The 26302-nt window shown below is 45.9% G+C and carries 24 protein-coding genes; 7 read left to right on the forward strand and 17 right to left on the reverse strand.

Annotated features, from left to right (window positions below; all coding sequences use genetic code 11):
* Window positions 1–65: 65 nt before the first annotated feature.
* Entirely contained in the window at window positions 66–623 is a 558-nt protein-coding gene (locus ACHUFM_RS04050) for a carboxymuconolactone decarboxylase family protein (RefSeq protein ID WP_394179815.1), read from the reverse strand.
* Window positions 624–753: 130 nt separating this feature from the next.
* Between ACHUFM_RS04050 and ACHUFM_RS04055 the strand changes: the two genes are divergently transcribed.
* Entirely contained in the window at window positions 754–1356 is a 603-nt protein-coding gene (locus tag ACHUFM_RS04055) for a TetR/AcrR family transcriptional regulator (RefSeq protein ID WP_063333022.1), read from the forward strand.
* Window positions 1356–2015 (forward strand): NADPH-dependent FMN reductase, encoded by a 660-nt coding sequence (locus tag ACHUFM_RS04060; RefSeq protein ID WP_394180326.1) that lies wholly within the window; start codon window positions 1356–1358, stop codon window positions 2013–2015. The genes ACHUFM_RS04055 and ACHUFM_RS04060 overlap by 1 nt, the downstream gene beginning before the upstream one ends.
* 22 nt (window positions 2016–2037) lie before the next feature.
* Here the strand turns inward: ACHUFM_RS04060 and ACHUFM_RS04065 are convergent, their stop codons facing one another.
* The 3 genes from ACHUFM_RS04065 to ACHUFM_RS04075 all read right to left on the reverse strand — a co-directional run bounded on the left by ACHUFM_RS04065 (window position 2038) and on the right by ACHUFM_RS04075 (window position 4426).
* Window positions 2038–2289 (reverse strand): YfhL family 4Fe-4S dicluster ferredoxin, encoded by a 252-nt coding sequence (locus ACHUFM_RS04065; protein ID WP_394179817.1) that lies wholly within the window; start codon window positions 2287–2289, stop codon window positions 2038–2040.
* Window positions 2290–2299: 10 nt separating this feature from the next.
* On the reverse strand, window positions 2300–3646 hold the full coding sequence (gene trhP, locus ACHUFM_RS04070; RefSeq protein ID WP_394179819.1) for a prephenate-dependent tRNA uridine(34) hydroxylase TrhP: 1347 nt from the start codon (window positions 3644–3646) through the stop codon (window positions 2300–2302).
* Between the two features lie 384 nt (window positions 3647–4030).
* Entirely contained in the window at window positions 4031–4426 is a 396-nt protein-coding gene (locus ACHUFM_RS04075) for a DUF4345 domain-containing protein (RefSeq protein WP_394179821.1), read from the reverse strand.
* 151 nt (window positions 4427–4577) lie between these two features.
* On the opposite strand from ACHUFM_RS04075, the gene ACHUFM_RS04080 reads away from it, so the two are divergent.
* The gene (locus tag ACHUFM_RS04080; protein WP_394179823.1) at window positions 4578–5546 is read left to right on the forward strand and encodes an AraC family transcriptional regulator; all 969 of its coding nucleotides are present in this window, start codon (window positions 4578–4580) and stop codon (window positions 5544–5546) included.
* Window positions 5547–5726: 180 nt separating this feature from the next.
* Here the strand turns inward: ACHUFM_RS04080 and ACHUFM_RS04085 are convergent, their stop codons facing one another.
* The 5 genes from ACHUFM_RS04085 to rnt all read right to left on the reverse strand — a co-directional run bounded on the left by ACHUFM_RS04085 (window position 5727) and on the right by rnt (window position 12875).
* Window positions 5727–7835 carry a TonB-dependent siderophore receptor gene (locus ACHUFM_RS04085; protein ID WP_394179825.1) on the reverse strand — a complete coding sequence of 703 codons (2109 nt, stop codon included), beginning with the start codon at window positions 7833–7835 and terminating at the stop codon, window positions 5727–5729.
* Window positions 7836–8114: 279 nt separating this feature from the next.
* Window positions 8115–8381 carry a YdcH family protein gene (locus ACHUFM_RS04090; RefSeq protein WP_394179827.1) on the reverse strand — a complete coding sequence of 89 codons (267 nt, stop codon included), beginning with the start codon at window positions 8379–8381 and terminating at the stop codon, window positions 8115–8117.
* Between the two features lie 279 nt (window positions 8382–8660).
* Entirely contained in the window at window positions 8661–11702 is a 3042-nt protein-coding gene (locus tag ACHUFM_RS04095) for a DUF748 domain-containing protein (protein WP_394179829.1), read from the reverse strand.
* Between the two features lie 60 nt (window positions 11703–11762).
* Window positions 11763–12143 (reverse strand): YbaN family protein, encoded by a 381-nt coding sequence (locus ACHUFM_RS04100; RefSeq protein WP_082825440.1) that lies wholly within the window; start codon window positions 12141–12143, stop codon window positions 11763–11765.
* 63 nt (window positions 12144–12206) lie between these two features.
* Window positions 12207–12875, reverse strand: a complete 669-nt coding sequence (gene rnt / locus ACHUFM_RS04105) for a ribonuclease T (RefSeq protein WP_063333028.1) — start codon at window positions 12873–12875, stop codon at window positions 12207–12209.
* A gap of 54 nt (window positions 12876–12929) precedes the next feature.
* On the opposite strand from rnt, the gene ACHUFM_RS04110 reads away from it, so the two are divergent.
* The 4 genes from ACHUFM_RS04110 to ACHUFM_RS04125 all read left to right on the forward strand — a co-directional run bounded on the left by ACHUFM_RS04110 (window position 12930) and on the right by ACHUFM_RS04125 (window position 17361).
* Window positions 12930–13856, forward strand: a complete 927-nt coding sequence (locus ACHUFM_RS04110) for a flagellar protein MotY (RefSeq protein WP_394179832.1) — start codon at window positions 12930–12932, stop codon at window positions 13854–13856.
* A 213-nt stretch (window positions 13857–14069) separates the two neighbouring features.
* Window positions 14070–15299, forward strand: a complete 1230-nt coding sequence (locus tag ACHUFM_RS04115) for an argininosuccinate synthase (protein WP_063333029.1) — start codon at window positions 14070–14072, stop codon at window positions 15297–15299.
* A 204-nt stretch (window positions 15300–15503) separates the two neighbouring features.
* On the forward strand, window positions 15504–16397 hold the full coding sequence (locus ACHUFM_RS04120; protein ID WP_394179834.1) for a ribokinase: 894 nt from the start codon (window positions 15504–15506) through the stop codon (window positions 16395–16397).
* Window positions 16398–16419: 22 nt separating this feature from the next.
* On the forward strand, window positions 16420–17361 hold the full coding sequence (locus ACHUFM_RS04125) for a nucleoside hydrolase (RefSeq protein ID WP_394179836.1): 942 nt from the start codon (window positions 16420–16422) through the stop codon (window positions 17359–17361).
* A gap of 128 nt (window positions 17362–17489) precedes the next feature.
* Here ACHUFM_RS04125 and ACHUFM_RS04130 read toward each other — a convergent pair whose 3' ends face one another.
* From ACHUFM_RS04130 to rsxB, 8 genes are all read right to left on the reverse strand, one after another.
* Complete coding sequence (locus tag ACHUFM_RS04130) at window positions 17490–17816, reverse strand: hypothetical protein (RefSeq protein ID WP_394179838.1); 327 nt, start codon at window positions 17814–17816, stop codon at window positions 17490–17492.
* A 154-nt stretch (window positions 17817–17970) separates the two neighbouring features.
* Complete coding sequence (gene aptA, locus ACHUFM_RS04135) at window positions 17971–19308, reverse strand: omega-aminotransferase AptA (protein ID WP_394179840.1); 1338 nt, start codon at window positions 19306–19308, stop codon at window positions 17971–17973.
* Between the two features lie 151 nt (window positions 19309–19459).
* Window positions 19460–20095: an endonuclease III gene (gene nth, locus ACHUFM_RS04140; protein ID WP_394179842.1), complete on the reverse strand. Its 636-nt coding sequence runs from the start codon at window positions 20093–20095 to the stop codon at window positions 19460–19462.
* 12 nt (window positions 20096–20107) lie between these two features.
* The gene (locus tag ACHUFM_RS04145; RefSeq protein ID WP_394180328.1) at window positions 20108–20902 is read right to left on the reverse strand and encodes an electron transport complex subunit E; all 795 of its coding nucleotides are present in this window, start codon (window positions 20900–20902) and stop codon (window positions 20108–20110) included.
* A 9-nt stretch (window positions 20903–20911) separates the two neighbouring features.
* Window positions 20912–21529, reverse strand: coding sequence for an electron transport complex subunit RsxG (gene rsxG, locus ACHUFM_RS04150; protein WP_394179844.1), 618 nt, complete (start codon window positions 21527–21529; stop codon window positions 20912–20914).
* Window positions 21529–22587, reverse strand: coding sequence for an electron transport complex subunit RsxD (gene rsxD, locus ACHUFM_RS04155; RefSeq protein ID WP_394179846.1), 1059 nt, complete (start codon window positions 22585–22587; stop codon window positions 21529–21531). Before rsxD ends, rsxG begins: the two co-directional genes overlap by 1 nt.
* Window positions 22588–25704, reverse strand: a complete 3117-nt coding sequence (gene rsxC / locus ACHUFM_RS04160) for an electron transport complex subunit RsxC (protein ID WP_394179848.1) — start codon at window positions 25702–25704, stop codon at window positions 22588–22590.
* Window positions 25704–26300 (reverse strand): electron transport complex subunit RsxB, encoded by a 597-nt coding sequence (gene rsxB / locus ACHUFM_RS04165; protein WP_394179850.1) that lies wholly within the window; start codon window positions 26298–26300, stop codon window positions 25704–25706. Before rsxB ends, rsxC begins: the two co-directional genes overlap by 1 nt.
* Between the last annotated feature and the right edge of the window lie 2 nt (window positions 26301–26302).

Consider the following 26302-nt stretch of genomic DNA (forward strand, 5'->3'; position numbering starts at 1 on the left):
CTCATTCTTTAGGTAAAAAAATAGGAGCCCATGGCTCCTATTTTTTTGTCTAAAGAATGGTGACGTTAAGCTTGTTTTTTGCTCCATGCAAATGGCTTGAACATCTCATCAACTGGGGTCTTCGCGACATGATTCACATAGTTACTAATCACTTTCTGTGACAATCCTAAGATGATTTCCAACACTTGCTTAGGCTCGTAGCCAGCGGCATAAAAAGCGGCTAATTCTTCATCAGAAGCAAAACCACGCTTTCTGACCAGTGTTAACGTCAAATCTTGCAAGGCTTGTAATTTTTCCGTGGGCATTGGTTCGCTGTTGCGTAAGGCTTCGATTAACGCTTTATCCACGCCCATAGAATGAGCAATGGCCGTGTGTGCAGGAACACAGAAGTGGCACTCGTGTTCAACGTTAATGGTTTGCCAAACAACGGTCAGTTCTTCGGCATCAAAAGAGGTGTTTGTGAAAGCTTGATGCAGTTGAGTGTAAGCTTGAAGAATTTCTGGCGACTCTGCCATAACAGCATACAGGCTAGGTACCGTCCCCATTTGTTTTACGGCGTTTTCTAAAATGGCTTTGCTGCCTTCAGGTGTGGTATCCAAGTTATGTAAGGTAAATTCGGTCATGTTTGCGGCCTTAGGTTGGTGAATTAAACGCTTGGTTTGCTTAAGTAATGAGCAATTTAACTTTAATTGAACGATCGTTCAATATATATTTGAACATTCGCTCAATTATATTTTTTTATAAGGTTATGCTGTGAGTAAAAAGCCAAGGTTTGATCGCCAGCAAGTCATTGAAAAAGCGACAAATTTGTATTGGGGAAAAGGCTATCACGCGACGTCGATGCGCCATCTTCAAGACGCGATTGATATGCGCCCCGGAAGTATTTATGCTGAATTCGGTAGTAAAGATGGGGTGTTTAAGGCGGCGATTGAATACTACGTACAAGTCAGCCTAGATCAGCTTGAACAATTGCGAGCACAATCGGACTCACCGCTTAATACCTTGCAGCGCTTTGTGAGACTGGTGGTGATTGAATCACGTCAAAATGCACCGAGCAGTATGTGTTTGTTGGCAAAAACTGTGGCTGAGCTGACGGAAGAGCAGGGGGAATTGTTTGAGCAAGCCAAGGCCGCTTTAAAAAGAGTGGAAGATGCGTTTGCTAAGCTCATGACCGAAGCGCAACAGCATAATGAAATCTCCAAGCAAAAAGACCCACAACAACTGGCGAGATTGCTACAAATTCAAATCACGGGCTTGCGCGTCTACGCTAAAACCTGTGATGATATTGAGATTTTAGAGGCGATGATCGAGGATGTGTTCGCGCATTCCCAGAGCGGATTAAATGGAGTTCAATGATGAAGTTTTTGGTATTTCTTGGCAGTGTTCGTAACAGTACGCCACCGAAACCGGCCCGCTTGGGTGAACGCGTTGCTAAAGCTTGCTTAGACTGCTTTGCTGAGCGTTTTGCCGACCATGATATCGAACTCATCGATGCATTGGATTACCCAATGGAGCCTGTCTTCAAGCCACATTTTGCCTATGCGAAAGGTAAAGCTCCAACAGCATTAGATGACTTGGCGGATAAGATTGCCACGGCCGATGGCTACGTCATGATGAGCCCAGAATATAATCATTCTATGAGCCCCGCGTTAGCAAACTTGTTGAATCATTTTGGCAGTTCCATTTTTTCTTATAAACCCAGTGCCATTGTGACCTATTCAGCTGGTCAGTGGGGGGGTATGCGAGCGGCGTTAGGCATGAGAAATTTTTTAGCGGAATTGGGCTGTTTGTCTGTCTCGGCTATTATCCATATTCCTAAGGCGCAAGAAGTCTTTCAGGAAGATGGTACATTGCAAGCAGGGGAAGAGCAGAGTGTTTGGTTTGATTATTTTGGTCGCAGCTTTTATCAACTGGTTTGGTGGGCAGAAGCAACCAAACAACAACGCAGTGTAGAAGACCCTTTTACCCATGCTAAGGTGTTTAAAACCACCCCATCACAACGCAATGCGCCATGACGATAAAGTGAACGGTTAACCGTTAAACATCAAAATGCAGCTCGACGAATTTCTCGTAGAGCTGTGCTTCACTTTCTCTGTGCTTAGGATCAGGTTTGACACAATCAATTGGGCACACGGCAACACAAGTCGGTTGGTCGTAGTGTCCCACACATTCAGTGCATCTCTCAGGCGCGATTTGGTAGATTTTAGCTCCAATGCTGATGGCATCATTAGGGCATTCGGGTTCGCACATGTCGCAGTTAATACAACGCTCATTGATCAACAAAGCCATCTTATCCTCTTTAGGCTGTGGTTTGTTTGTGCGGTTGTCGGGTGGTTTGACCCTCTGGCAAGTTGCGCAACAGTATGCCCATAGATGCTTCCATGCCGTCAGGGCAAGGGAGGCTGACAATGTGGCCGCTGCCTTTGGCTACGTCAATATCTTGGTGTTTTTTATCCCACAGTTGAGTGAGTGTGAAGGTGTGGTTGCCCTGCGGTGTCATTAATTCTAAGGAATCGCCCACACTGAAGCGGTTTTTGACTTCCAGTGTCAATTTGTTGTTCTGGCGGGATAAGACTTCACCAACGAATTGTTGTTGATGGCTAACAGAGTTGCCTGTTTCATAGTTTTGCAAATCCACATGGCGATGACGTTGTAAGAAGCCGTCTGTGTAACCACGATTGGCAAGATTTTCTAAGTTGTCCATTAATTGTGGATTAAAGCTTTTGCCAGCCACAGCATCGTCAATGGCTTGACGATAGATTTGTGCCGTTCGCGCGCAGTAATAAAAAGACTTGGTTCGACCTTCTATTTTTAAAGAATGTATGCCCATTTTGACCAAGCGTTCCACATGCTGTATCGCTCGCAAGTCTTTGGAGTTCATGATGTAGGTGCCGTGCTCGTCTTCAAAGGCTGGCATGTATTCGTCTGGACGACCTTGTTCTTGTAATAAAAACAGTTGATCGGTTGGCTCTTGAATTTGCACCGCTGAGTTGGCCGTGGCGATGATGTGGCCGTTGCTGTCTTCGGTGGCAGAGTGAGCATTGTATTGCCAGCGGCAGGCGTTGGTGCAAGCCCCTTGGTTTGGATCGCGTTTGTTCATGTAGCCAGACAGCAAACAACGGCCAGAGTACGCCATGCATAACGCCCCATGAACGAAGACTTCGAGCTCCATTTCAGGTACCTTCATGCGGATTTCTTCGATTTCGTCTAAGGACAATTCTCGGGATAAAATAACGCGGGAAATGCCTTGTTGCTGCCAGAATTTCACCGTGGCCCAATTTACCGCATTGGCTTGAACAGATAGATGTATTGCTTGATCTGGAAACGCTTCACGAACCATCATGATCAGACCTGGATCTGACATAATCAGTGCGTCAGGCTGCATTTTTACGACCGGGGTTAAGTCTTGTATGTAGGTTTTTAGCTTGGCATTGTGGGGGGCGATGTTGCTGACCACATATAGCTTTTTACCCAGCTCATGAGCTTCATTGATGCCGATTTCAAGTTTTTCTAAATCAAACTCATTATTGCGCACGCGAAGAGAGTATCTAGGTTGTCCGGCATATACAGCGTCTGCACCGTAAGCAAAAGCATAGCGCATATTTTTTAATGAACCGGCTGGCGACAATAATTCTGGTGTAAACATGACTTGGCCCTAAAATTGAAAACGCGCGGAGTTTAACTTCTTGAAGAACGAACTCAAGAGATTGTCACGGCTTTGCCAAGCTAATTGAGGGCGGTTTGATTTAGGTCAAAATTTCGCTAAAAGGGAAATCTTGAACACAAAAAAAGCGAGTACTCAGACTCGCTTTTATCGAAGTGTTTATTACCAAGTCACACTAAAATTGGTAAGCCGCGCTCAGGTAAACGCGACGACGTTCACCTACGAAAGAGCCAATTTTATCGGTACTAAGATATGTGTCATCGTAGACTTGTTTGTCATCTATTGGATTTAGTGTTCCTCGCACAAGAGAAAGACAAGTATAGAAATAAGCGACAGGTATCTCTGATATTGGACTAGAAAAACACATTATGTGAACGCATTCGCCTTTCTAAAGGCCACGACGAGTAAAACTGCAATCGCAATTTCTACAGCTAGCGCTGCCAAGATAGCCCCAGAGGGCATACCATCGGCAAATATCCCTATCACTCTACCTAAAGGAAAAGCGAAAAAAACGATTTTTGCGACAACGATTGAGGTCTTAGATAAGGGATGATAGAAGAGGCCGGCTAGCATTAATGCTCCTAATACAGCGAGGTTTGCCCCCGGTCCTCGTAGCTCACTGAGTAGGCTAGGGTCATCAGCGAGCGTAATATTATAGCTTAAGTAAAAAATATGTGGTTCTAGCGCAATAACCCCGCCGATAGTAAAGGCAGTAACCCCTGCTATCCCTAAAACAATACGCTCAAACATAGATACAATCATTGTGCTTTCTCCTTCTAGATTTAATGACATAATTGGATTAACTGACTAGAGCCACAAACTGCGGCAGGCAGTGAACGTTGTTTATTAAATCTAATTAAGCGATGATTTAATTGACAGAAAGTTGCTGAATGTTTGCAGGAAGTACATATTGATGGACGATAAAAGAACACAAGCAATGGCGAAGTTTGAACAAAGTAGGCACCAGCATGAGGAAGTCAGCTCTCCGCTCAGTCAGCTTAAAATGAGTAGCGTTTTTTATACTTACTCGACAATGAAGCAACCTTGGGGTGTGAAGATCCCTTCTATTCCATCTAGCACTATTTTTCACTTAGTTCTAGAAGGCGAAGCGTTCGTTTCAGTGTATGGGGTACGCGTAAAACTGGGCCCCGGTGACTTTATTTTGCTACCACGAGGTACTGGTCATGACATCGTTGACGTGAATAACACACCAGCCAGTGACCTGTTTGACAATGAGATCGAGAAAATCACTGAACACTATGAGCGTTTAACGACGACTGGTGAAGGTGCGTTGACGACGACTTTGTGCGGTACGGTATTGTTTGATAACGAGGTGACGACCTCCATCATTCAATCAATGCCGGATTATATCTTAGTGCCGTCACAATCCCCTGCACATCAAACTATCGAAAGTGTGGTGCAATCTATACACAGAGAAACCGAAAATGAGGATTATGGCGCAGGACTTATCGTCTCGAAGTTGGCGGATGTATTAATCCTTCAATGTATCCGTACTTGGATCAATGAGATATCTGATGAGCATCAGAGTTGGCTACTGGCACATACTGATAAGCGTCTTTCTCGTGCGATGAAAAAAATACATGGAGACCCTTCTGCACATATAGATATTGAGTCTTTAGCCGAGTTATCTGGTATGTCTCGTACGAGATTTATTGATTATTTCAAGAAAATAGTGGGCCAGACGCCTAAGAAGTACATTACACATTGGCGTTTATCGTTAGCGCGAGAGCGGTTGTTTCATGGCAATGAGCATGTTCTCAATATTGCACTCGGTGTTGGATATCAATCTGAAGCCGCGTTCAGTCGTGCATACAAGAATAAGTACGGAGTGTCACCATCTTATACCAAGAAGTTCGGTTAACACCGTTTTATAGCGGTAATGGCTGGCAACCCGATGTTAACTCGGGCAGTCCTATTGAGATGGTTAAATCAACTCGCCTGAATATTTTATCCCCAGTAATCATCTTTAATGACTTTGATTGCAGTAGACCAAACGGCAAGCGAGAGTAGGAACTCGCTTGCCGATGAATAAAAAGTGACGTTAAAACTGATATGCCGCACTCAAGTAAACGCGACGACGTTCACCTACGAAAGAGCCAATTTTATCGGTAAAGCCACTGACGGCGTATTCTTTATCAAACAGGTTTTTGACGTTGACTTGAAATTTCCAATCTTGCCAGTGTGTTTGCCAAGACAAATCGTAAACAGTATAAGGTTTGACTTTTTGTCCTTGACGATTGATCTGACCACTCACGTAATCCGAACCCAAAGCAATGGACGATGCTAGGCTTGGGAAGTCGTAGCGAGTCCAGGCACCAAGTTGATGATAAGGTGTGTTCGCAAAGCGGTCGCCATCGGCGTATTGAATGCCATCGTTGGCTTCTTTCACCACAGTGTCATTGTACGCATAGCTCACATTCGCCACCCAACGAGGCGTAATGTCCGCCATAACATCCAATTCAACCCCTTTGCTGCGGACTTTGCCAATGGCAACCAGCATGTCGCTGTCGTTAGGGTCTTCTTGCAAAATATTCTCGCGAATAATTCGATATGCAGCCAGATTGACGTTCAGCTTGTTGTTTAACCAATAGCTGCGCACACCGACTTCCACTTGGTGGCTTGCTTCTGGGTCAAATGGGCCACCGACACTGCTTTGTTGGTCTGCGGCGTCTTGCGGTACAAAACCTGTAGAGACAGAAGCATAGGGTTTCCAAGTGTCATTTAGTTGATAGCTACCGCCAAAGCGTGCTGTGTAGCCTGTGTCGTTATATTGCTTTTCACCCTCACTGGACATATGGTCTTGGTAGCTTTCTTCATAACGATCAATGCGGATACCACTGAGTAAATTCAGTTTATCGGTAATCTGCCACTGGTCTTGGGCGTATACACCAAGACGATCTGATGTGGTGGTTTCGTCTGTTTTAAGGTTCATGGTGTAATCGCTGACATTGTCTTGACCATAGACAGGATCAGTCAGACTCAGATTGGACACACCATCCGCTGTTTTGCTGGCACGGTAGTATAAAAAGCTGTTTTTTTCATGGAAGTAATCACTGCCAAGCAGCACAGTGTGATCGCCCAGTTCGGCAATCAGATTGCCTGCTAAGGTGATGCCTTTTCTTGAGCGAACTTGATCACGATACTGTCGCTGCGTGGTGTCTATAACACCGTCACTGTCGCTGTCTAATAAGCCAACGACTTCGTGGTATTTTTGGTTTTCGGTATTCTCAAAGTAGCGAAGGGCGACGTTGCTTTCGAACCAGTCATTGATGCTGTGATCAAGGCGCGCTTGGAAAACTTGCGCATCCAGTTCTTGGTAGTCGGATTTCTCATTGTTGTTCCATGAGGTATCGGCTAAGAAATTACCATCGTCATCGGTTGGAATGCCGCGTAAACGAGCACCGGAAAGGTATTGGTGAATGTCTGTGTATTGCACCGTTAAGGTGTTGTCTTGATCAATGTCCCAAGCGTAGCCAAGATCAATGATTTGGTTTTCTTCTTCCACATTGTTGCGGTAAGAGTCTTGCCCATCAGAATAAATGCCCACGCGGTAACGTTGTGAGGCCGCTTCGTTAGCTGGCCCAGATGACTCAATACTGCTACTTAAGAAGTCTTTGTTGCCTGCGGTGACTTGTAGGGTATTTTGCTGTTCATAAGTTGGCTTTTTCGTCACATAGTTGATCACACCGCCCGGTTCACCAGCGCCATAGACTGCACCGGAGGGGCCTTTTAGTACTTGGACTTGCTCGATGGTGAAAAGCTGCGGAATGGAAAAATCGCCAAACGGATCGCCTTTTAAGCCATCATAGAGAATCTCGTCTTGCATAAAACCACGTAATGTCACGGTTGCGGGTTGATATTGTGACAGACCTGAAATGGAGCGATAGAGATCAGTAATCTGACGAGCCGCTTGGTCTTCAATCAGGGTTTTGGTCACCACTTGAACGGATTGAGGTGTGTTGTCGATACTGGTGTTTGTCTTGGTAACCAAATTGGTTTCATCTTCTTTGTAGTAGGATAGAGCGCGACCTTGCACTTCTAATGCCTGTAATTCAATGGTGTTATCATCCGCTGAGGCTTCTGCAAAGGCGATACATGAGAACGTCACAGCGCCGCATGCCTGCATCATCAAAAAGGTTTTCTTAAACATGGAGAGTGTCTCTAGGTCGGGGGGTTGAAATTCGGCATGATAATGATTATGAGAATGATTTACAATTGTTTTTTGTAGGATAATTCTTACAAAAGGGTGGCGACGCTTGGGCTTTTGGGATAGCTTGTTACCTTGATGAGTGGCAGTCTAAATTTGTTATGGATTGCCGGAGTAAACACACTTTAGCGTGAGAAGCTCGTTAGAGAAAGCGTGTTGGCTTAGCGAGAGGAGGAACAAAAAGCGAGCCAGAAAGGCCCGCTTTTTAACGTCTTTGAGTGGTTATGCTGAGGCTTTTTCGGCGGCGGCTTTGCTCGCCCTTATGTAACCTTGCAGTGTGTCTTTTAATTGTAAGCGTTGTTTTTTCAGGCTCTCTTCTTCTTGAGTGGTAGACGGAATCAATTCTTGTTCCATTTTCTCAATCTCATGAGTCAGGTGGTTGTATTCATCAAATAATTTTTTGAAATGGGCGTCTTCCATTTTTAAGTGATGAATGTCGTCTTTGTACTCAGGGAATTCATTGACTAAGTTGTGATCTGAAATTGGCATCGTGTCCTCCGATCTGCATTAATTTAATCATTAAGCTTATTTATAGATTAGCTTAGGCAAGGGGAAACATTCTTGACCCTTGTCAGCTTTTCTAACCTTAATCTTCTTATCTTAAGTAATAGGTCATAAGCCTGTATTTTCAATGCTGTCTTCAGTGACTACGCATTTATTGGACATTTGTGGTGAGACTTGAAAGCTTGCTGACAGAGCATTTGTCCGTTGCGTGACAACGGACAAATAGAAGCGGATTGAAAAAACGAGAAAGGAAAAGCGTTTCAATTAAAAGTTGAGTTCCACTCGTGGTTGGCTGTCTTTGGATAAGTCAATTTCAAGTGAGCAGAGCAAAATACGTGACGAGCGAATACCTGAAGACACAAGGTAATCTTTCAAACGATCTGCTCTTGCTTGTGCCAATTCTCTCGCTTGTGCTTTCTGGCTTTCATCCAAGGTCGCTGGTGGTGTATCAAAACCAAGGTCAACATAGCTGGTGACACCACAGGCTTTAAGTTGGCTGTCTTCTTTGTCTTTCATCAGTTGACTTAGTTGCACTAAAAAGTCATTTTGATTCTCACTGAGTTGAGTTTCTGTTGGCTCGAAGATAAGCGGTTCAACACGAATTTTTAGCAGCTGATCCCCAGCTAATTGAGCAATGCTGATGACATTGGCATAAGGAATGAAAGTTTGCATCAAGTAGTTACTGGACGCTGAGTACAAGGCTTTTCTAACCGGTAGGAATAAGAAGTTACGCCAGCCGAATTCAGGGTTGTCGACGTCCCCTGAGAGTGGAATGTCGAGATCAATGTTATTGTCACTGTCTTTTAAAATTCCTACGGCAATATTGAGCGGGACAACTCCAGCTTGCATTATTGAGCCACTTTCTTGCCGACCGCCCAAGTCAAATTCTCTGAGTAAAATATGTGCATTGCCATCCAATAAGCCCTGTTGCGCATGCAATTTGAGGTCAAGGTCTAATTGTCCTGAGTCAATTTGATACCCTAAAACGGAGGCGAGATAAGCGGAATAAGGCGGTAATTCGGCTTCTTTAATGGTTAACTCACTTTGCATAGTGAGTCTGTCGGCCAACGGCCAAAGGGTTACATCGGATTGGATTTTTGTGTATTTGCCATTATGGGCTTTTAGGGTGACATCCATGGCTTGTTTTTCGTCTTGGGTATTCAAGTTAGCCAGGGTTAGGGTGTCAATGTCTAAGGTGCGCTCTAATGCTGGTGAAATACTGTCGTCTTTAACATAAACATGAGATTTGCCCGTCATGGCATATTGGTTTAACACCAATTGATAAGGGGCTTTAAACGCTGACTCGGTTGTTTCCGTTTCTTGTGTGCTTGAGGGGCTGCTTTCACGGATGTCAGACACTCTCGGGGTAGCGTTCGGTTGCAGTTTTGGCTCTGGCAAGGTCGCTGGCGTGTCGTTGATTGAGACTAGATTAGCGAGATTTTTTTCGACGTCTAACAGCAAATTAATGATCACATCTTGAGTGTTGATGGTGTCTATCTTTGCCGCGTCTTGATCGGCTTCCAGTTGGCTAATGCTAATCTTCCCTAATGTCGCTAGTGCTGGCATGTCTGGGGCGTCAAGATGGTCTGATAAACTGATTTGATTAACGTCTAAACGCTCAGCTTGCACCGAAAATAAGTTCCCTTGTTGTTCAAAATTGACCCCAGAAAGCTGGCTGCTTTGCCATGCGGCAAGGCGCTTATCTTGACTGGCGTAGCTGTCTAAGCCTTCGGTGCTGAGAGAAACCTGTCGACCTGAAAGGCTGGTTGCTATTGGTGACTGATCTGTCGTTTGATCCAGTGTCAGCTGATCTGCCTTTAACTTAGTTGTTTGCAAGGAAATGCTTTGCCCGTTAATGAGGTCGCCATTAAATTCGTCAAGTTGAAGGCTGAATGCTTTACTTTGTGCCTGTGTGTGTTGGGCGTCTTGTAAAAAAGCTAACTGGCTGTCCAGCGCCAGTGATTGGTATGACAAGCTGTTGCCTGCTTGTTTAACCGCCATCTGCTGGCTGTTAAATTGACTGTCGACGGTCACTTTAATTTGCTTATCGGTGGCCAGAGTAAGATCAAGGTTTGCCAGCTGTAGAGCAAGGGCTTGACCACTTAGAATCAGGCTGTCGGAGGAGAGCTTTAATTCAGATAGGGCGAGTGTCGAACGGTCAGACTGCAATTGATATCCGGATTCATCGCTAATGGCCTTGATTGGGCTCGTGATGTCCAATGTTTGCCAAGCCAGACTTTGTTCACCTTGTTGGATGGACACATCTGAAGCCTTTAGGGTTAGCTTGGTATTGGCTGTTAGATTGATGATTTCATGGTCCGCATCGGTCGCTTTGGGAGGAAGGGCATAGTCTAGTTGGCTGTTTTTTAGGTCTAGATTAGCCGCTTGCAAGCGAATGCTCTGTGCTTGCTTAACAGGCACGAAGGCATTTTTAAGGTCTAAGTTAAAGGATGATGCATCGAGTTTAAATTGTCCGCTGGTGGCATCGTGCGTCAAGGATAAGGCGGTATTTAAGGTTATGTCGCCTTCTGTTGTCTGATAGTCGACGGGTAAAAAGTGTCGAATACTGTCAACCGAAAGGTCTGTGGTCAATGTGTTGATGACGAGGTTGGCCTGTTTTTTCTGGTAGTTTAACTCGCTATCAAGGCGCAACGTCGCATCGTTCACTTGTGCTGACAGGGCGATGTCAGCTTGCCAATCTAAACCTTGTCCAATGAGGTTTTGAACCTCTAAATAGGTTAGGCCAAGTCGATCCGTTTGCGCGTTTTCGTTTTGTTTGGTGTCACGGGTGAGATCCACAAAGGCGTTTTTAACCTGGATTTGAGGCACAGAAATGCGCCAAGGAGATCCGTTTGCGTTGGGATCCATGTCTGCTTTTGATTGGTTTGATTCTGCTACATCACTTTTTTCTGTGCTGTCTGATGTCAGTTTTGCCAGATCCAGTCCAGCGATGATCCAATTGTTTGCTTGTTGTTCTACGTTAAGGTTTAAGCCTGCTATGTCGGCAATGGACACCGCTAAAGTTTGGTTGAACAAGGGCCAAAACTCAATGGCCAACTCGGCATGTTCCAGTGTCAGTGTTGGGATATTCTGCTGTTGAACGATGAGGTTATTGACCTCAAGTCGAGGTGGAAAGAAATCAATGTTAGGGGCATCCAGAGTCGCGCTCTGACCATGTTGTTGGAAAAAATCCTGTAGGTAGTGTTTGGCCACAAACGGCGCGGCTCCCCATAAGCACATCATCACTAAGCTGATAACGAGAATAGGGTAGAAGACAAATAGGCGAAACTGGTGACGGGTTATCATGGATGACCTTATGATGGTTTGGAATTTAAATGTCTGTCAATCTGCAAACAGCGCAGGGTGTTAGTCTTGCTGATCTTCGCGGAGCGGTAATCTGAGTAAATAAATGCTGACGCAAACGCCGATGCTTATCAAGCCCACCGTTGCCCAGAAACGGTAAACAATCAGCATGGAAATGCTCATTCCGAGCCACATGAAGATAATGGCTCGGTTGCGAGAGCGTTTTGGAATGCCATCTTCCGATTGCCAATCGCGGACAATGGGGCCGAAGAATTTGTGGTTCAACAGCCAAGAATGGAAACGCTTAGATGACTTGGAAAAACACCAAGCTGCGAGCAGCACCAAAGGTGTGGTCGGAAGCAAGGGGAGGTAGATGCCAATAATACCTGTTATTAACGATAACCAGCCGAGTAGCAGGTAAAGGTATTTTTTTGCTGGCATCATAGCAACCACCTTATGGACGAAGCGAAGACAGTAAAAATCTGCGATAGGGTTTCATTATGGTGCTTATTGACCAGAATTGAAAATCGCAGACATGTCATCTTCGGTTTCGTTAGCAATTAACGGCCAGCCACCAAGGCGTTTCCAACGGTTCACCATTTCACAAAATAATTCGGCGGTTTTTTCCGTATCGTATTTGGCAGAGTGTGCTTCTGAATTACTGAAAGGAATGGAGGCGACTTCACAGGCTTTGGCCAACACTGTTTGTCCGAACACCAAACCGGCTAAGCTGGCTGTGTCAAAACTGGAGAAAGGGTGAAATGGGTTGCGCTTGATGTCAGCTCGTTCGATGGCGGCATTTAAAAAACCATGATCGAATGCGGCATTGTGGCCCACTAGAATCGCCCGTTTACAACCTACAGATTTCAGCTCTTTGCGAACTTTAGCGAACATTTGAGTGATGGCTTCGTTCTCGGTTATGTCTTCTCGACCAGGCTCAAAAGGATCAATGCCAGTAAAATCCAAAGCGGCTTTTTCAAGGTTGGCACCTTCAAACGGTTTGATTAAAAAGCCAACGGTTTCATGTATATAAAGGTCACCATTGTCATCCATTCTTAGGATGCTGGCAGCCATTTCTAACAATGCATCGGTTTTTTGATTAAAGCCTGCGGTTTCGACGTCGATAACAACGGGTAGGAAGCCGCGGAATCGATCTTTGATTTCATGGTTTGACAAAAGAAGGTCCTTAATTCTGCCGCTTGTATAAGATTAACGGTACAATAGGATTTGATGATAACACAACTGATTACGCTTGAACGAGATGTCTCAATGGGAATTGCCCAACAACTGCTAATTCGAACAACGTTTTTACTGACGGCTGGGTTAAGTTTTAACCAGGCCCATGCATTGACTCATTATCAGTCCGGAATTACCGATTCTGAATGGCTGCTATCAGGGGACATTTTCTCTTGTAGCTTGACGCACCCAGTACCGCATTATGGTGAAGGTCAGTTCATTAAAGAAGCCGGTGAGCCAATGAAGTTTGTGTTGCAGCCTAGAAATGAAAAGCTCGGACCGGGTCAGGTATACATTATTTCTCAAGCGCCGGATTGGTCTCCTGGCAGCAAACCTGAAACCTTGGATATTTTACCCTATCCGGGATACGGGCTGACGGTGGAAGTGGGCGGTAAAGTGGCAGAACGCATGCTGACCAGTTTAGACCGCGGACGTCATCCTGTTGTCGCTGGTCGTGCTTGGGAAAACAGTAAAGAAACCGTTGAAGTGGGCTTGTCGAATATCAATTTCGCCCCCGCCTATAATGAATTTCGTCGTTGCTTAGCCACCTTGTTACCCGTTAATTATGATCAAATTGCACGAACGGCAGCTTTATTTCCTTTAAATGGCGTGGATTTAACGGAGCGAATCAAAGCGCGTTTGGATTTGGTGGCGCTGTATGTGTCGTCCGATCCAAGTGTTGAATACATTTACATTGATGGCCATACCGATAACATAGGTTCTCGTCGAGATAACCGTGAACTGTCGAAAATTCGAGCGGAAAAGGTGACGGCCTACTTATTAGAAAAAGGTGTCGCCGCGGGTAAAATTATTTCTCGTTATCACGGTGAGCGTTACCCATCGACCAGCAATAATGATGTGCAAGGTCGTGAGCGTAACCGACGGGTGACCATTCGGTTAGAAAAAAATGACATCAATTAGTCTACCGTTTAATAGTATGAATTGATTTCTCTTCTAAAAGCCTTATTTTCTCTTCTAAAAGCCTTATTTTCTCGCGAAATAAGGCTTTTTACTTGCTAAGCCAGTAGCGAAAATTTAAACTTACAGCCCCTTTTTTAAAATTATTTGCGCCGCCGTGTACTGGTTTGAAGGCATTGGCGTGGGAGCGCGAGCTCGTTGAGGAGAATAGAAATAATGTCTGACGTGAAGAAGGTAGTGCTTGCCTATTCAGGCGGCCTGGATACTTCCGTAATCGTGAAGTGGCTTCAAGAAGAGTATAACTGTGAAGTGGTGACCTTTACCGCTGACCTAGGACAGGGTGAAGAGGTTGAACCAGCTCGCGCGAAAGCTCAAGCGTTGGGTATTAAAGAAATCTACATCGAAGATTTGCGTGAAGAGTTTGTCCGCGACTTCGTATTCCCTATGTTCCGAGCGAACACTATTTATGAAGGTGAATACCTACTAGGTACGTCAATTGCTCGTCCTTTGATTGCTAAGCGTCTGATTGAAATTGCCAATGAAACCGGTGCAGATGCTATTTCTCACGGTGCGACGGGTAAAGGTAATGACCAAGTTCGTTTTGAATTAGGTGCTTACGCATTGAAGCCAGGCGTTAAAGTGATTGCACCTTGGCGTGAATGGGACTTAACGTCTCGTGAAACGCTAATGGCGTACTGTGAAGAACACAAAATCCCAGTGGATTTCTCAACTAAGAAGAAAAAATCACCATACTCAATGGATGCGAACTTGCTTCACATCTCTTACGAAGGTGATCAGTTAGAAGATCCTTGGATGGAAGCTGAATCTGACATGTGGCGTTGGTCTGTTTCTCCTGAAGAAGCACCAAACGAAGCAACATACATTGAAATCGGTTACGAAAAAGGTGACCCAGTATCATTGAATGGTGAAGCGTTATCACCTGCAACCATGTTAGAAACATTGAACAAAATTGGTGGCGAAAACGGTATTGGCCGTGTCGATATCGTCGAAAACCGTTTTGTTGGTATGAAAGCTCGTGGCTGTTACGAAACACCTGGTGGCACCATCATGATGAAAGCTCACCGTGCGATTGAATCTATCACTTTGGATCGTGAAGCGATGCATTTGAAAGATGAAATGATGCCGCGTTATGCGAAAATCATCTACAACGGTTTCTGGTGGTCAGAAGAGCGTCGTATGATGCAAGCCTTGATCGATACGTCTCAAGAGCACGTAAGTGGCACGGTTCGTCTTAAATTGTATAAAGGCAACGTAGAAGTGGTTGGCCGTCAATCACCAAATAGCTTGTTCGATAGCTCTGTGGCGACATTCGAAGATGACGCTGGTGCTTATGATCAGAAAGATGCGGCTGGCTTCATTAAGTTGAATGCTTTGCGTATGCGCATCGCGGCGCAAAAAGGCCGTGGCTTTCTAGATAAAAAATAAAGACTAATATTGTTTTATTCGTGTTTCTAAGAAACGCTCCTTCCAAATTGGATTGAGCGTTTTTTTATGTTTTGTCCAATTGGTCAAAATTTGCTAATTTATCCATTGATGAAGCCGACGAGTGACTTTTTTATCGTACACTCTTGGCTGCGAATAAAAATGGGCCAAGTGTTTGGCTTTGTGTCACCCAGAAGGATGGGCAATATGACAATTTATAATGTTGGTTCGATTAATCTCGACCATCTCTATCAGTTAGACCATTTCGTTCGACCTGGTGAAACCATGGCCTCAGACCATTATCAGTGTTTACTGGGAGGAAAAGGGGCGAATCAATCCGTTGCTTTGGCCAAAGCGGGCGCTGACGTGAAACACGTTGGCGCGATTCACCATAGCGATCAAAGTGTGGTGACACAATTACAGTCTTTGGGGGTCGACACCAGTTTGATCCGACAAATTGATGTACCAACAGGACACGCGATTATTCAGCTGACGAAAGAAGCGGAAAATTCGATTATTCTCTACCAAGGTGCGAACCATGCTTTAACAGAAGAGCAGGTGGATCAGGTATTGGAAAAGGCTCAGCAGGGCGATTGGGTGTTACTGCAAAATGAGACCAATCTCATTGAATATGTGATGCAGAAAGCGCAACAGCAAGGTGTAAAAGTGGCTTTTAATCCTGCGCCAATGGACGCAGCTCTGACCAAACAAGTACTTGGTTTGGTGGATTTATTGATCGTGAATGAAGTGGAGGCGATGGACTTAATCGGCACGCCTGACATTGATAGCACCATTGCGGCTTTTCCAGACGCTTACCCAGATTTAGCGGTACTGATGACGTTAGGTAAAGCCGGTGTGTGTTATTTCAATGGTGAAGAACGTATTCAAGTTGAGGCTTTTTCCGTGCAGGCCGTTGATACCACGGCCGCTGGTGATACGTTTATTGGTTTTTGCCTGTCGGCCATGATGAAAGGCCAAGGCATGGCCGAATCCATCCGACGTGCTTGTGCCGCTTCGGCAATATGTGTCACCCGTTTAGGGGCGGCTTCATCTATACCCACGCAGCAAGAAGTGACTGAATTTCTTGCTCAGCATGACTAGCTTAAAAAGAGGAACAGGCGATATGGCTCGTAAAATTATTATTGATACGGATCCAGGCATTGATGATGCTATGGCGATTTTCTTTGCTTTCCAAGCGCCACAATTAGAGGTACTTGGTCTGACCACAACCTTTGGTAATGTGTCGGTGGATTTAGCTACTCAAAATGCCATCACCTTAACGGAAATTGCAAAAGTCGATGTGCCTGTTGCTAAAGGTGTTGCGGTACCGAGTGTTATTGCACCACGACCACATCCGGATTTTGTGCATGGTACAGATGGGTTCGGTAATATCGATTGGCCAGCACCAAAGGGTCAAGCTGTTGAGCAAAGTGCTGCGCAGTTTATTGTGGATGCAGTACGCGCCAACCCTGGTGAAGTGACGATCGTCGCGCTTGGGCCTTTAGGAAACTTAGCGAAAGTCTTAGAGTTGGACCCTGAAGTGGCCAATCTAGTAGATGAAGTGGTGTTGATGGGCGGCACAGCGATTGAATACGGTAACGTTTCCCCTGTGGCTGAGGCGAACATTATGAACGACCCTCATGCGGCTGATAAGGTCTTTACCGCGCCTTGGCAGGTGACCATGATAGGTTTAGATGTGACGCACCAAGTCTTGTTAGACAATGGCGTGCTTGAGCGTATTCGTGAAGCCAATCCGACTGAAGGTGGTTTCTTGTACGATTGCGCGCAGCATTACATCAATTTCTACAGCAGTCGATTTGATATGGATGGCTGTTACTTCCATGATGCGTCGACCATTGCTTATCTTATGGACCCAAGCATCTTTGGGGTTGAGCTTGGTGCGGTACGTGTTGCTTGTGAAGGCATCGGTATTGGTCAAACTATCTTTGCACCAGAAGGCATGACTTTCCCTGAGCCACATTGGACAGACGTGCCAATGACACAGGTGTGCATGGAAGTAGACAGTGACAAGCTGCTTAAGCTGTTTGAAACGACATTATCTTAACGGAAAATATATGACGTCTTAACGTGACGTTTGTGCGTTAAAAAAACCACAAAGGCATTGGCCTTTGTGGTTTTTTTATGGGCTTTTTATGACAGAAATAGGCGGAATGATTTGCCCTTGTTGGCACATTACTCGTGTGCTTCAACGAAGTCTCTAATAAAGGCCACATCTTTGTCTGAAATGGTGTGGTACTTGAGTTTAATGTAATGCTTGTTGTGTTCGTTGAAAATGTCGAGATCGGGATCACACAATACCTTAATCAGTTTGCGCTCGCCTTCGTGCATGGCTTTCAGTTCCAACTTAACCATTTTGGAACCTTCTAGCCCAGTTGGTGCTTCCACTTCAATCATCTTGGTTGAGATGTGGGTGCAGTGAATTGGCATAACCTTGCCATTGGTAAGATACAAAGAGCCCGTCCAAAAGCAGCGGACATAAGGTGATTGGGTAATAGACATGGGTCAATCCTTTCCTATCTATGAGGTGTCGCCTGTGGCGTTATTGGTAACAGTATAGTGCATGTTTTTTGGGGAAGGAAGGAAGGCAAATCAATAGATTGAAAGAAGGGGGCGAAATTCAATCTATTGATTTTTGGTACTGATTTTAGCGAATTTAGCCGAATTTCTTGATACTTTCCCCTAGCGCGTCAATAAGGCTACTCATTTCAGATTCCTCCGTTGTGAACGGTGGCGCCAATTGAATGGTGTCACCGCCATAACGTACATAATAGCCTTTATCCCACATGGACATCGCAATTTGGAAAGGGCGTTTCGCAGGTTCTCCGTCAGCGGCGGCTAAGGTAATGCCAGCGGCAAAGCCATAGTTACGAATGTCCGTAATGGCATCGCTTGCGCCTTTTAAGGAATGAACGTAATTTTCCCATGTTGGACTCATTTGATGAACTCGCTCAATCAGTCCTTGAGAACGAATGGTTTCTAAAGACGCTAAACCCGCCGCACAAGCAATAGGGTGGGATGAATAGGTATAGCCATGAGGAATCTCTAGCATATAATCTGCGCCACCAGTGTCCATAAAGGTATCGTAAATTTCCTGTTTAAATACCGCCGCGCCCATTGGAATGACACCATTAGTCACTTGTTTTGCCATGGTGATGATGTCAGGCGTGACACCAAAGGCTTCAGAACCAGATTGCGCTCCCATACGGCCAAATGCGGTGATGACTTCATCAAAGATCAACAGGATGTTGTGCTGGTCGCAAATTTCCCGCAAACGTTGTAAGTAGCCTTTTGGTGGTACGATCACGCCTGCTGAGCCCGACATAGGCTCAACAATGACAGCGGCGATGTTAGAGGCATCGTGCATGGCAATCATGTTCAGCAGTTCTTCTGCTCGTTCTTTGCCTGTGTCTGCCATGCCTTTGCTGAACTCTGTGCCTGGTACTTGAGTATGAGGTAAATGGTACGACTCTAAGCCTTGTCCATATAAAATTCGGTTCGCTGGAATGCCACCCACGCTGAAACCAGAAATGCCTGCACCATGATAACCTTTAGCGCGACCAATGAACTTAGTCTTGGTGCCCATGCCTTTTTTGCGCCAATAGGCTCGCGCTACTTTGAGTGCGGTATCCACGGATTCAGAACCTGAGCCTGTAAAGAAAACACGGTTTAAACCCGCTGGCATGAACTGAGTGATTTTCTCTGCCAGCTGAAAAGACTTTTCGTGACCAAATTGAAAGGCAGGGGAGTAATCGAGTGTTTTGACTTGCTTGGCTACGGCTTCGTTGATGGCGGGGACGCTGTGCCCTAGACCACAGGTCCAAAGACCTGACAAGCCGTCAAAGATCTGGCGGCCATCCGCATCTGTGTAATAGTGGCCGGATGCCGCTGTGATAATACGAGGATCTTTCTTAAATTGACGGTTGCCTGTGTAGGCCATCCAATGGGCATCAAGTTGAGCTTGAGTTAGGTTGGTTTTAGCGATGTGGCTCATAGCATCCTCATTATCATGGGTAAAAACATAATAATGAGCATGCCTTGAAGGAAAGGTTAGATAAATGTCAGGTTAGTTAAATTTAGTTTAGCTTTTATTTAACTAAATGGTGTTGGTTAATTGAGCGCTCGCGATAACAAAAAAATAAGATTTAATCGGATGTTTTTTCTTTAAATTCACACAAATCTTCAATGATGCAAGCACCACATTTGGGTTTACGGGCGACGCAAATGTAGCGACCGTGAAGAATCATCCAGTGATGGGCGTCCAGTAGAAATTCTTTTGGGACGAATTTTAAGAGTTTCATTTCCACTTCTAAGACGTTTTTTCCAGGAGCCACTTTGGTGCGATTACTGAAGCGGAAGATGTGGGTGTCCACAGCCATAGCAATTTGTCGAAAGGCGGTGTTCAATACCACATTTGCCGTTTTGCGCCCAACCCCTGGTAGCGCTTCAAGGGCTTCACGGGTTTCAGGTACTTGGCTATTGTGTTGTTCGACCAAAATTTTGCAGGTTTTAATGGCATTTTCGGCTTTGGCATTAAAGAGGCCAATGGTTTTTATGTACTCTTTTAACCCCTCCACACCCAAAGCCAACATGCTCTCAGGTGTGTTGGCGACGGGAAAGAGTTTGCGTGTGGCTTTATTAACACTGACGTCCGTCGCTTGTGCTGAAAGCAAAACCGCAATCAATAACTCAAACGGTGAATGGTATTCCAGTTCGGTCATTGGGTTAGGGTTTTCCGCTCGTAATCTGGAAAAGATTTCATGGCGTTTGGCTTTATTCATTTGTGAGCAACCTTAACCTGTTTGCCCAGTCACACGCACACGTTTGGATTCTGCAGGACCGGCTTTGGCTTTCGCAGCAGCAATGCGTTCTTTCTCTTTTTCATCAAAGTAGTTCTTGCCTGCAATCAGTAAGCCTAATCCGATAAAAGCACCCGGTGGTAAAATGGCAAATAAGACATTCGGGTAATTTTGGAAAACGGTAAGTTTCCAGTGCAGCGCCATGTCACCAAATAACAAATGCATGTCAGAGAAAAGTGTGCCTTGACCAATCAATTCACGCATGGCACCCAAAGCCACCAAAATCACCATGAACCCCAAGCCCATCATTAAACCGTCAATCGCCGACGGCAAAATAGGGTTACGGCTGGCAAAGGCGTCAGCGCGACCTAGAATCGCGCAGTTGGTCACAATCAGAGGGATAAAGATGCCAAGGATCTGATACAGCTCATACGTATAAGCCTGCATGATGAGTTCGATGGAGGTGGTGAAAGAGGCAATGATCATCACGAAAGCCGGCAAACGAACGGCTTCAGAGACATAGTTACGGATAATAGACACCGCGATGTTAGAACCGACCAACACCACCAGTGTGGCGAGGCCAAGTCCTAATGCGTTAACAACCGTACTAGTGACTGCCAACATGGGACATAAGCCAAGTAACTGTACTAAGGCTGGATTGTTCTTCCAGATACCGTTGTAGATAATCTCGGCATAATTTGCGGTTGGCTTTGCCTCAGCTGAATCTGTGCTTTGTGAACTAGGGTCTTGTACGTCGTCAGCGACGGCGGTTTGTGCGCTCATTTTCATCGTCATTCACTAACGCGCCAACAGCGCGTCCTTGTTTTGATCAAAGTACAAAAGGGTGTTTTTGACCGCTCGAACCACGGCTCTTGGCGTAATGGTCGCACCAGTAAATTGGTCAAAGTCACCACCGTCTTTCTTCACCGCCCAGCCAGATAGCTGTGGGTTGCTTAAGGACTTATTGGCAAAGCTAAGGATCCAGTCGGATTTTTTTAAATCCACCTTATCGCCTAGGCCGGGTGTTTCTTTGTGACTGATGACACGACTACCGGTGACGACGCCATCACGGTTAATCGCCACCAGCATATCCAAATTACCATTGTAACCACGAGTGGCGGTGGTTTCGAAGATGATGCCAGTGACCTCACCGTCTTTACGGGCAATATGAATGTTAGTGCCAGTTTCACTGCCTAACAGAGGATCAACTGGTAAAGTGGCGGTGTCCTTGGTGAGATCGTTGTCATACAAATCAGCGGGCAAAATGTCATTAAAGGCAGAGATCTGCGCTTCAAGAATATTGTCCTTAATAGTGTGGTTTGTTAGTTGATGGGTTACGGCAATCAAGCCTGCGGTTAAGACAGCGTAAATGCCTAAGCCAAGACTGTTGCGTCGAATCGAAGCAAGGATTTCCACTATTTGTCCTCCCCGAATTTTAGGCCTTTTTTGGCTTTGCTGTGACCGTAACTGCGTGGTTGTGTGTAGTAATCAATTAGCGGCGCAGCAAAGTTCATCAAGAGTACGCCAAATGCCACACCATCAGGGTAACCACCCCAAGTGCGAATAATGTAAATGAGAATGCCGATACCAAAGCCGTAAATCAGTTTGCCACGGTTGCTGGTGCAAGAAGATACAGGGTCAGTAGCAATGAAAAAAGCGCCAAACATGGCCGCACCTGTTGCCAAATGAAAGGCTGGGGAAGCAAAGTGACTTGGATCAATGGCATAAAATACACCTGATAGAATGAATAGACCGGACAAAAAAGCCACTGGCGTGTGCCAAGTAATGATGCGCAACCAAAGTAGCCCTAAACCACCCATTAGGTAAGCAAGGTTGATCCACAGCCAAGCATTGACGCTGGCCGCTTGTAAGGCTGGAATGCTATTAAACGCAGCATCACTGTCGAGCAAATCTTTGTGCTTAAAGCCGTCTAGTGGTGTTGCCATGGTGTAGCCATCAATGCTAGGTAAATGATGGAAAATGGCTTGTAAGCTTTGTAAGAAAGACAGGGTGTCACTAGACGTCGTAAGGCTGGTGTGACCTAGCCACTGACTCATGGGCACAGGGAAGGATACCAGTACAATGGCGTAGCCAACCATGGCGGGATTGAATGGGTTATTCCCCAAACCACCGTACAATTGTTTGGCGAAAATAATGGCAAAACCAACCGCGGTAACCGTGACCCACCAAGGCACCACAGGGGGAAGGGCAATGCCCAGCAATACCGCCGTTAATAAGGCACTGTAGTCTTTTAGAAAGAAGGCTACTGAGCGTTTACGGATCAACAGAATTAGCGCTTCACTGGCAAGTGCTGTTAAACAAGCAATGATAATGTTGATCAGGGTGCCAAAACCAAACAACCAAGTCTGCACTAGGATGCCTGGCACGGTTGCCAAGATGACCATTTGCATCACCCAAGAAGTGCGATGACCGGCACGTTGCGCATGGGGAGACGATATTCTCAATAATGCCATTTATTGACTCTCTTGCTGTTTCATCAATTGCTCAAGCAAATGTTCCGCTTGCGCTTGCTTGTCTTTAAGTTGAGCGATTTCTATTTGAACTTGCTCTGCATTGTCTGGTTCCACGCCAAGTTTTTTCGCCAGTTTGTTGGCTTGGGCTTTAGCGAGTGCCGCGGCAATTTTTTGTTGTTTAATTTGCTCAGCCAAACTGGCTTGAGGCGCGTCGTCATTTGCTGGTTTGGTTGTCGATGCTTCGGTTTTGGCTGGATTCGACTGTTGCGCTTCGGCCGATTCTAATTGTGCCAATTTTTGTTGAGCTTCAAGCAATTTTTGTGGCCACTCAGACGCTTGGATTGCTTCGTCGCTCTTACCTTGCTCTTTCAATAGAGCAATGTTCTTTTCCGCTTTCTTGATACCGGCTTTGGCAATGGCGAGGTCAATCTTGCGCTTTTTGACATCGTCTGCATTAGTCGGAGCCGCTGACTGTGCTTGCGCCGCCGTCGATGTTTCCTTGGCTGAGGCCATTTCCACTGCTGGTGTTGCGGTTTCTAATTGTGCCAGTTTTTGCTGGGCATCGAGCAATTTCTGTGGCCACTCGGACGCTTGTATGTCGGCTTCGCTCTTACCTTGTTCTTTTAATAGGGCAAGGTTCTTTTCAGCCTTCTTGATACTGGCCTTGGCAATGGCAAGGTCCACTTTACGTTTTTTATCTCCGTCTGCTGTGCCGACACTGTTTTCCGCAGGTTTGGATGCCACGGTCGTTTTAGTTTGTGCATTCGGGTTGGCTAGGGCATGTTCCAATTCAGAGGCTCTTTGCTGAGCGTCTTTGAATTGCTGGCGTAAGGTGTCTAGCTCAGGCGCTTGCAGCTCTTCGGCTTTTTTCAAGGCCTTTTCCACTTTCTTCACAGCTGCTTTGGCAATGGCTGCGTCAATTTTGAGTTTTTTCAACTCATCGTTATTGGCCGTCGTTCCATCATTAGCTGGTTTGGTTGGCGCTGTATCAGTTGTTTGCGCTTGATCTAATTTGGCTTGAGCCGCTTTTTGCTGCGCTTCCAAGTCGGCCACTTTTTGTTTCAAGTCTGCGTCATCAGGTACTTCAGCTAGCTGCTTTTGTGCTTTTTTCAGCTTCACGCCAGCGAGCGCTAGATCTACTTTCGCTTTTTTCAATTCATCGCTGTTAGTGCTTGCTGCTGCTTTTGGCGTCGTCTGAGCGGGTGCGGCACTTGTTGCTTGATCCAATTTGGCTTGAGCGGCTTTTTGCTGTGCTTCCAAGTCTGCGACTTTTTGTTTCAAATCCTCATCGTCTGGTGTTTCGTCCAATTGCTTTTGGGCTTTTTTCAGCTTCACGCCCACCAGAGCAAGATCCACTTTGGCTTTTTTCAATTCATCGCTGGCACTGTCTTGTGCGGCTGGTGTTGGTTTAGCAACCGGTGCAGCCTCTGCAACCTTGGCCATTTGTGCTTCCAAGTCTTTCACTTGGTTCGCTTGGTCTGTCACTTGCAATTGTAAGCTGTTGATTTCTTCAACATGCTCGCTTTCTTGCGCGCTCAGTAATTGCTTCTCTAATTTCTTCAGTTTGGTTTTGGCAATGGCCAGATCCACTTTGAGCTTTTTGGCTTCGTCGTTTGTTGCAGGTGCCGCACTGGCCGCCGCTTTTGGTGCGACTTTGCTGGCGTCTTTAGCTGGTGCCGGTTTTTGGCGTGCCAGACGTTTCGCTTCTTTCTCAGCCGCTTCCGCGTCTTGACGTGCTTTACGCGCTTCAAAGCGTTGCTTAGCCAGATCGGCTTTCACAGCGGATTCACGAGCTTCACGAATGGTACTCTTAGAGTGACGATAATACTGCACTAATGGGATGCTACTTGGGCAAACATAAGAGCAAGCACCACATTCTATGCAATCAAACAGATTATGATGCTCGGCTTTTTCGTGTTCTTGGCTTTTGCTGAACCAAAGCAATTGCTGTGGTAACAAGCTAACAGGGCAGGCTTGTTCACACATGCCACAACGAATGCAGGCTTGCTCTGGGGCTGGCGGCGGCAACTCTTCTTTGGTCGCAGCTAAAATACAGTTACTGGTTTTCACCACAGGTACTTGGGGAGAGTCTAGAGTAAAGCCCATCATAGGGCCGCCCATTACCAAGCGATGCAGTCTATTGTTTTGGGATTCTGCGTATTCCAATAGGTGAGACACAGGTGTGCCCAATAATACTTCCACGTTTTGTGGTGCATTTAAGGCATCGCCCGTTAATGTGGTGAAACGAGAAATTAGGGGTTTGCCCAAATAAACCGCATCGTGCACAGCCACACAAGTGCCGACGTTTTGGCACAAAATACCAATGTCCGCTGGGTGTTGGCCGCTCGGTACTTCTTTGCCAGTAAGCAGTTGAATCAGCTGTTTTTCACCACCTGACGGGTACTTGGTTGGTACCACCGCCACTTTGATGGTGCTGTTACGCTCATTCAGTAAGTCATTCAGTAATTTGATGGCCGTTGGTTTGTTGTCTTCAATGCCGATCACGACTTGGCTGGCGTTGACTAGGTGTTGTAATACTTCGATGCCAAGAATCAATTCCAGGGTTTTTTCGCGGATCAGCATATCATCTGCCGTGATGTAAGGTTCACATTCGGCAGCATTGATGATGAAGTGAGTCAAAGGAGATTTGTTGGCACCTTGCAGTTTGACTTGCGTAGGGAAGCCTGCGCCGCCCATGCCGACAATGCCCATTTCTGATAAATATGCCAACACATCGGTGCGGTTTTGGGTTTGCCAATCGACCAAAGGTTCGAGGGCCTGCCATTCTTCCAAACTGTCTGGTTGCAGAATGACACACAGGTCGCTCAAACCAGACGGATGAGCGATCAAGCGTTCTTCAATTGCGGTGATGGTGCCAGAAGTCGGCGCGTGTAAAAAACTGCTTAAGAAGCCATTGTTCATGGCAAGAGCTTGGCCTTTTAATACCCTATCACCGGCTTTTACCATAGGTCGTGAACTCTGACCAATGTGTTGACCCAACGGCAAAATTAATTCGCTTGGTAGACTTGGACGTCCCAAAGGCAGTTGCAGTGATTGTGCCTTATTTTCTGGTGGGTGAATGCCGCCATGAAAAGAGAAAATATCAAACGCCTGCATTAGTGTGCGGCCTCCGTCTGACGATCTGTCACAATAATATTTAACGAGGTGCTGGCCACGCCTTGAGGTTTATCCCAAGACCAAGTTTTAGTGTTTACGCCCACTTCCACCATATCAATACAATCTACCGGACAAGGCTCAACACATAGGTCGCAACCGGTACATTCATCTGAAATCACTGTATGCATTTGCTTTGCCGCACCCAAAATGGCGTCTACAGGGCACGCCTGAATACATTTGGTACAGCCAATGCATTCGTCTTCACGAATCACCGCGACGCGTTTGGCGCTTTCGGTGCCGTGATCACCATCTAAAGGTATGGCTTCTACATCGAGTAAATCGGCCAGCGCTTGAATCGTTGCTTGACCGCCAGGTGGGCAGTGATTGATGGCTTCGCCATTAGAGATGGCTTCGGCATAAGGTCGACAACCTGGGTGACCACATTGGCCACACTGAGTTTGGGGAAGCAAGGCATCGATTTGATCAACAATCGGATCGCCTTCCACGTGGAAGCGCACATTGGCATAACCTAAGATACCGCCGAAGACTAAAGCTAATAATACTAGGATGCCGATGGCCAATAATACAGTCGTCATGG

Source organism: Marinomonas posidonica, from assembly GCF_043643765.1.
Taxonomy (GTDB): domain Bacteria; phylum Pseudomonadota; class Gammaproteobacteria; order Pseudomonadales; family Marinomonadaceae; genus Marinomonas; species Marinomonas posidonica_A.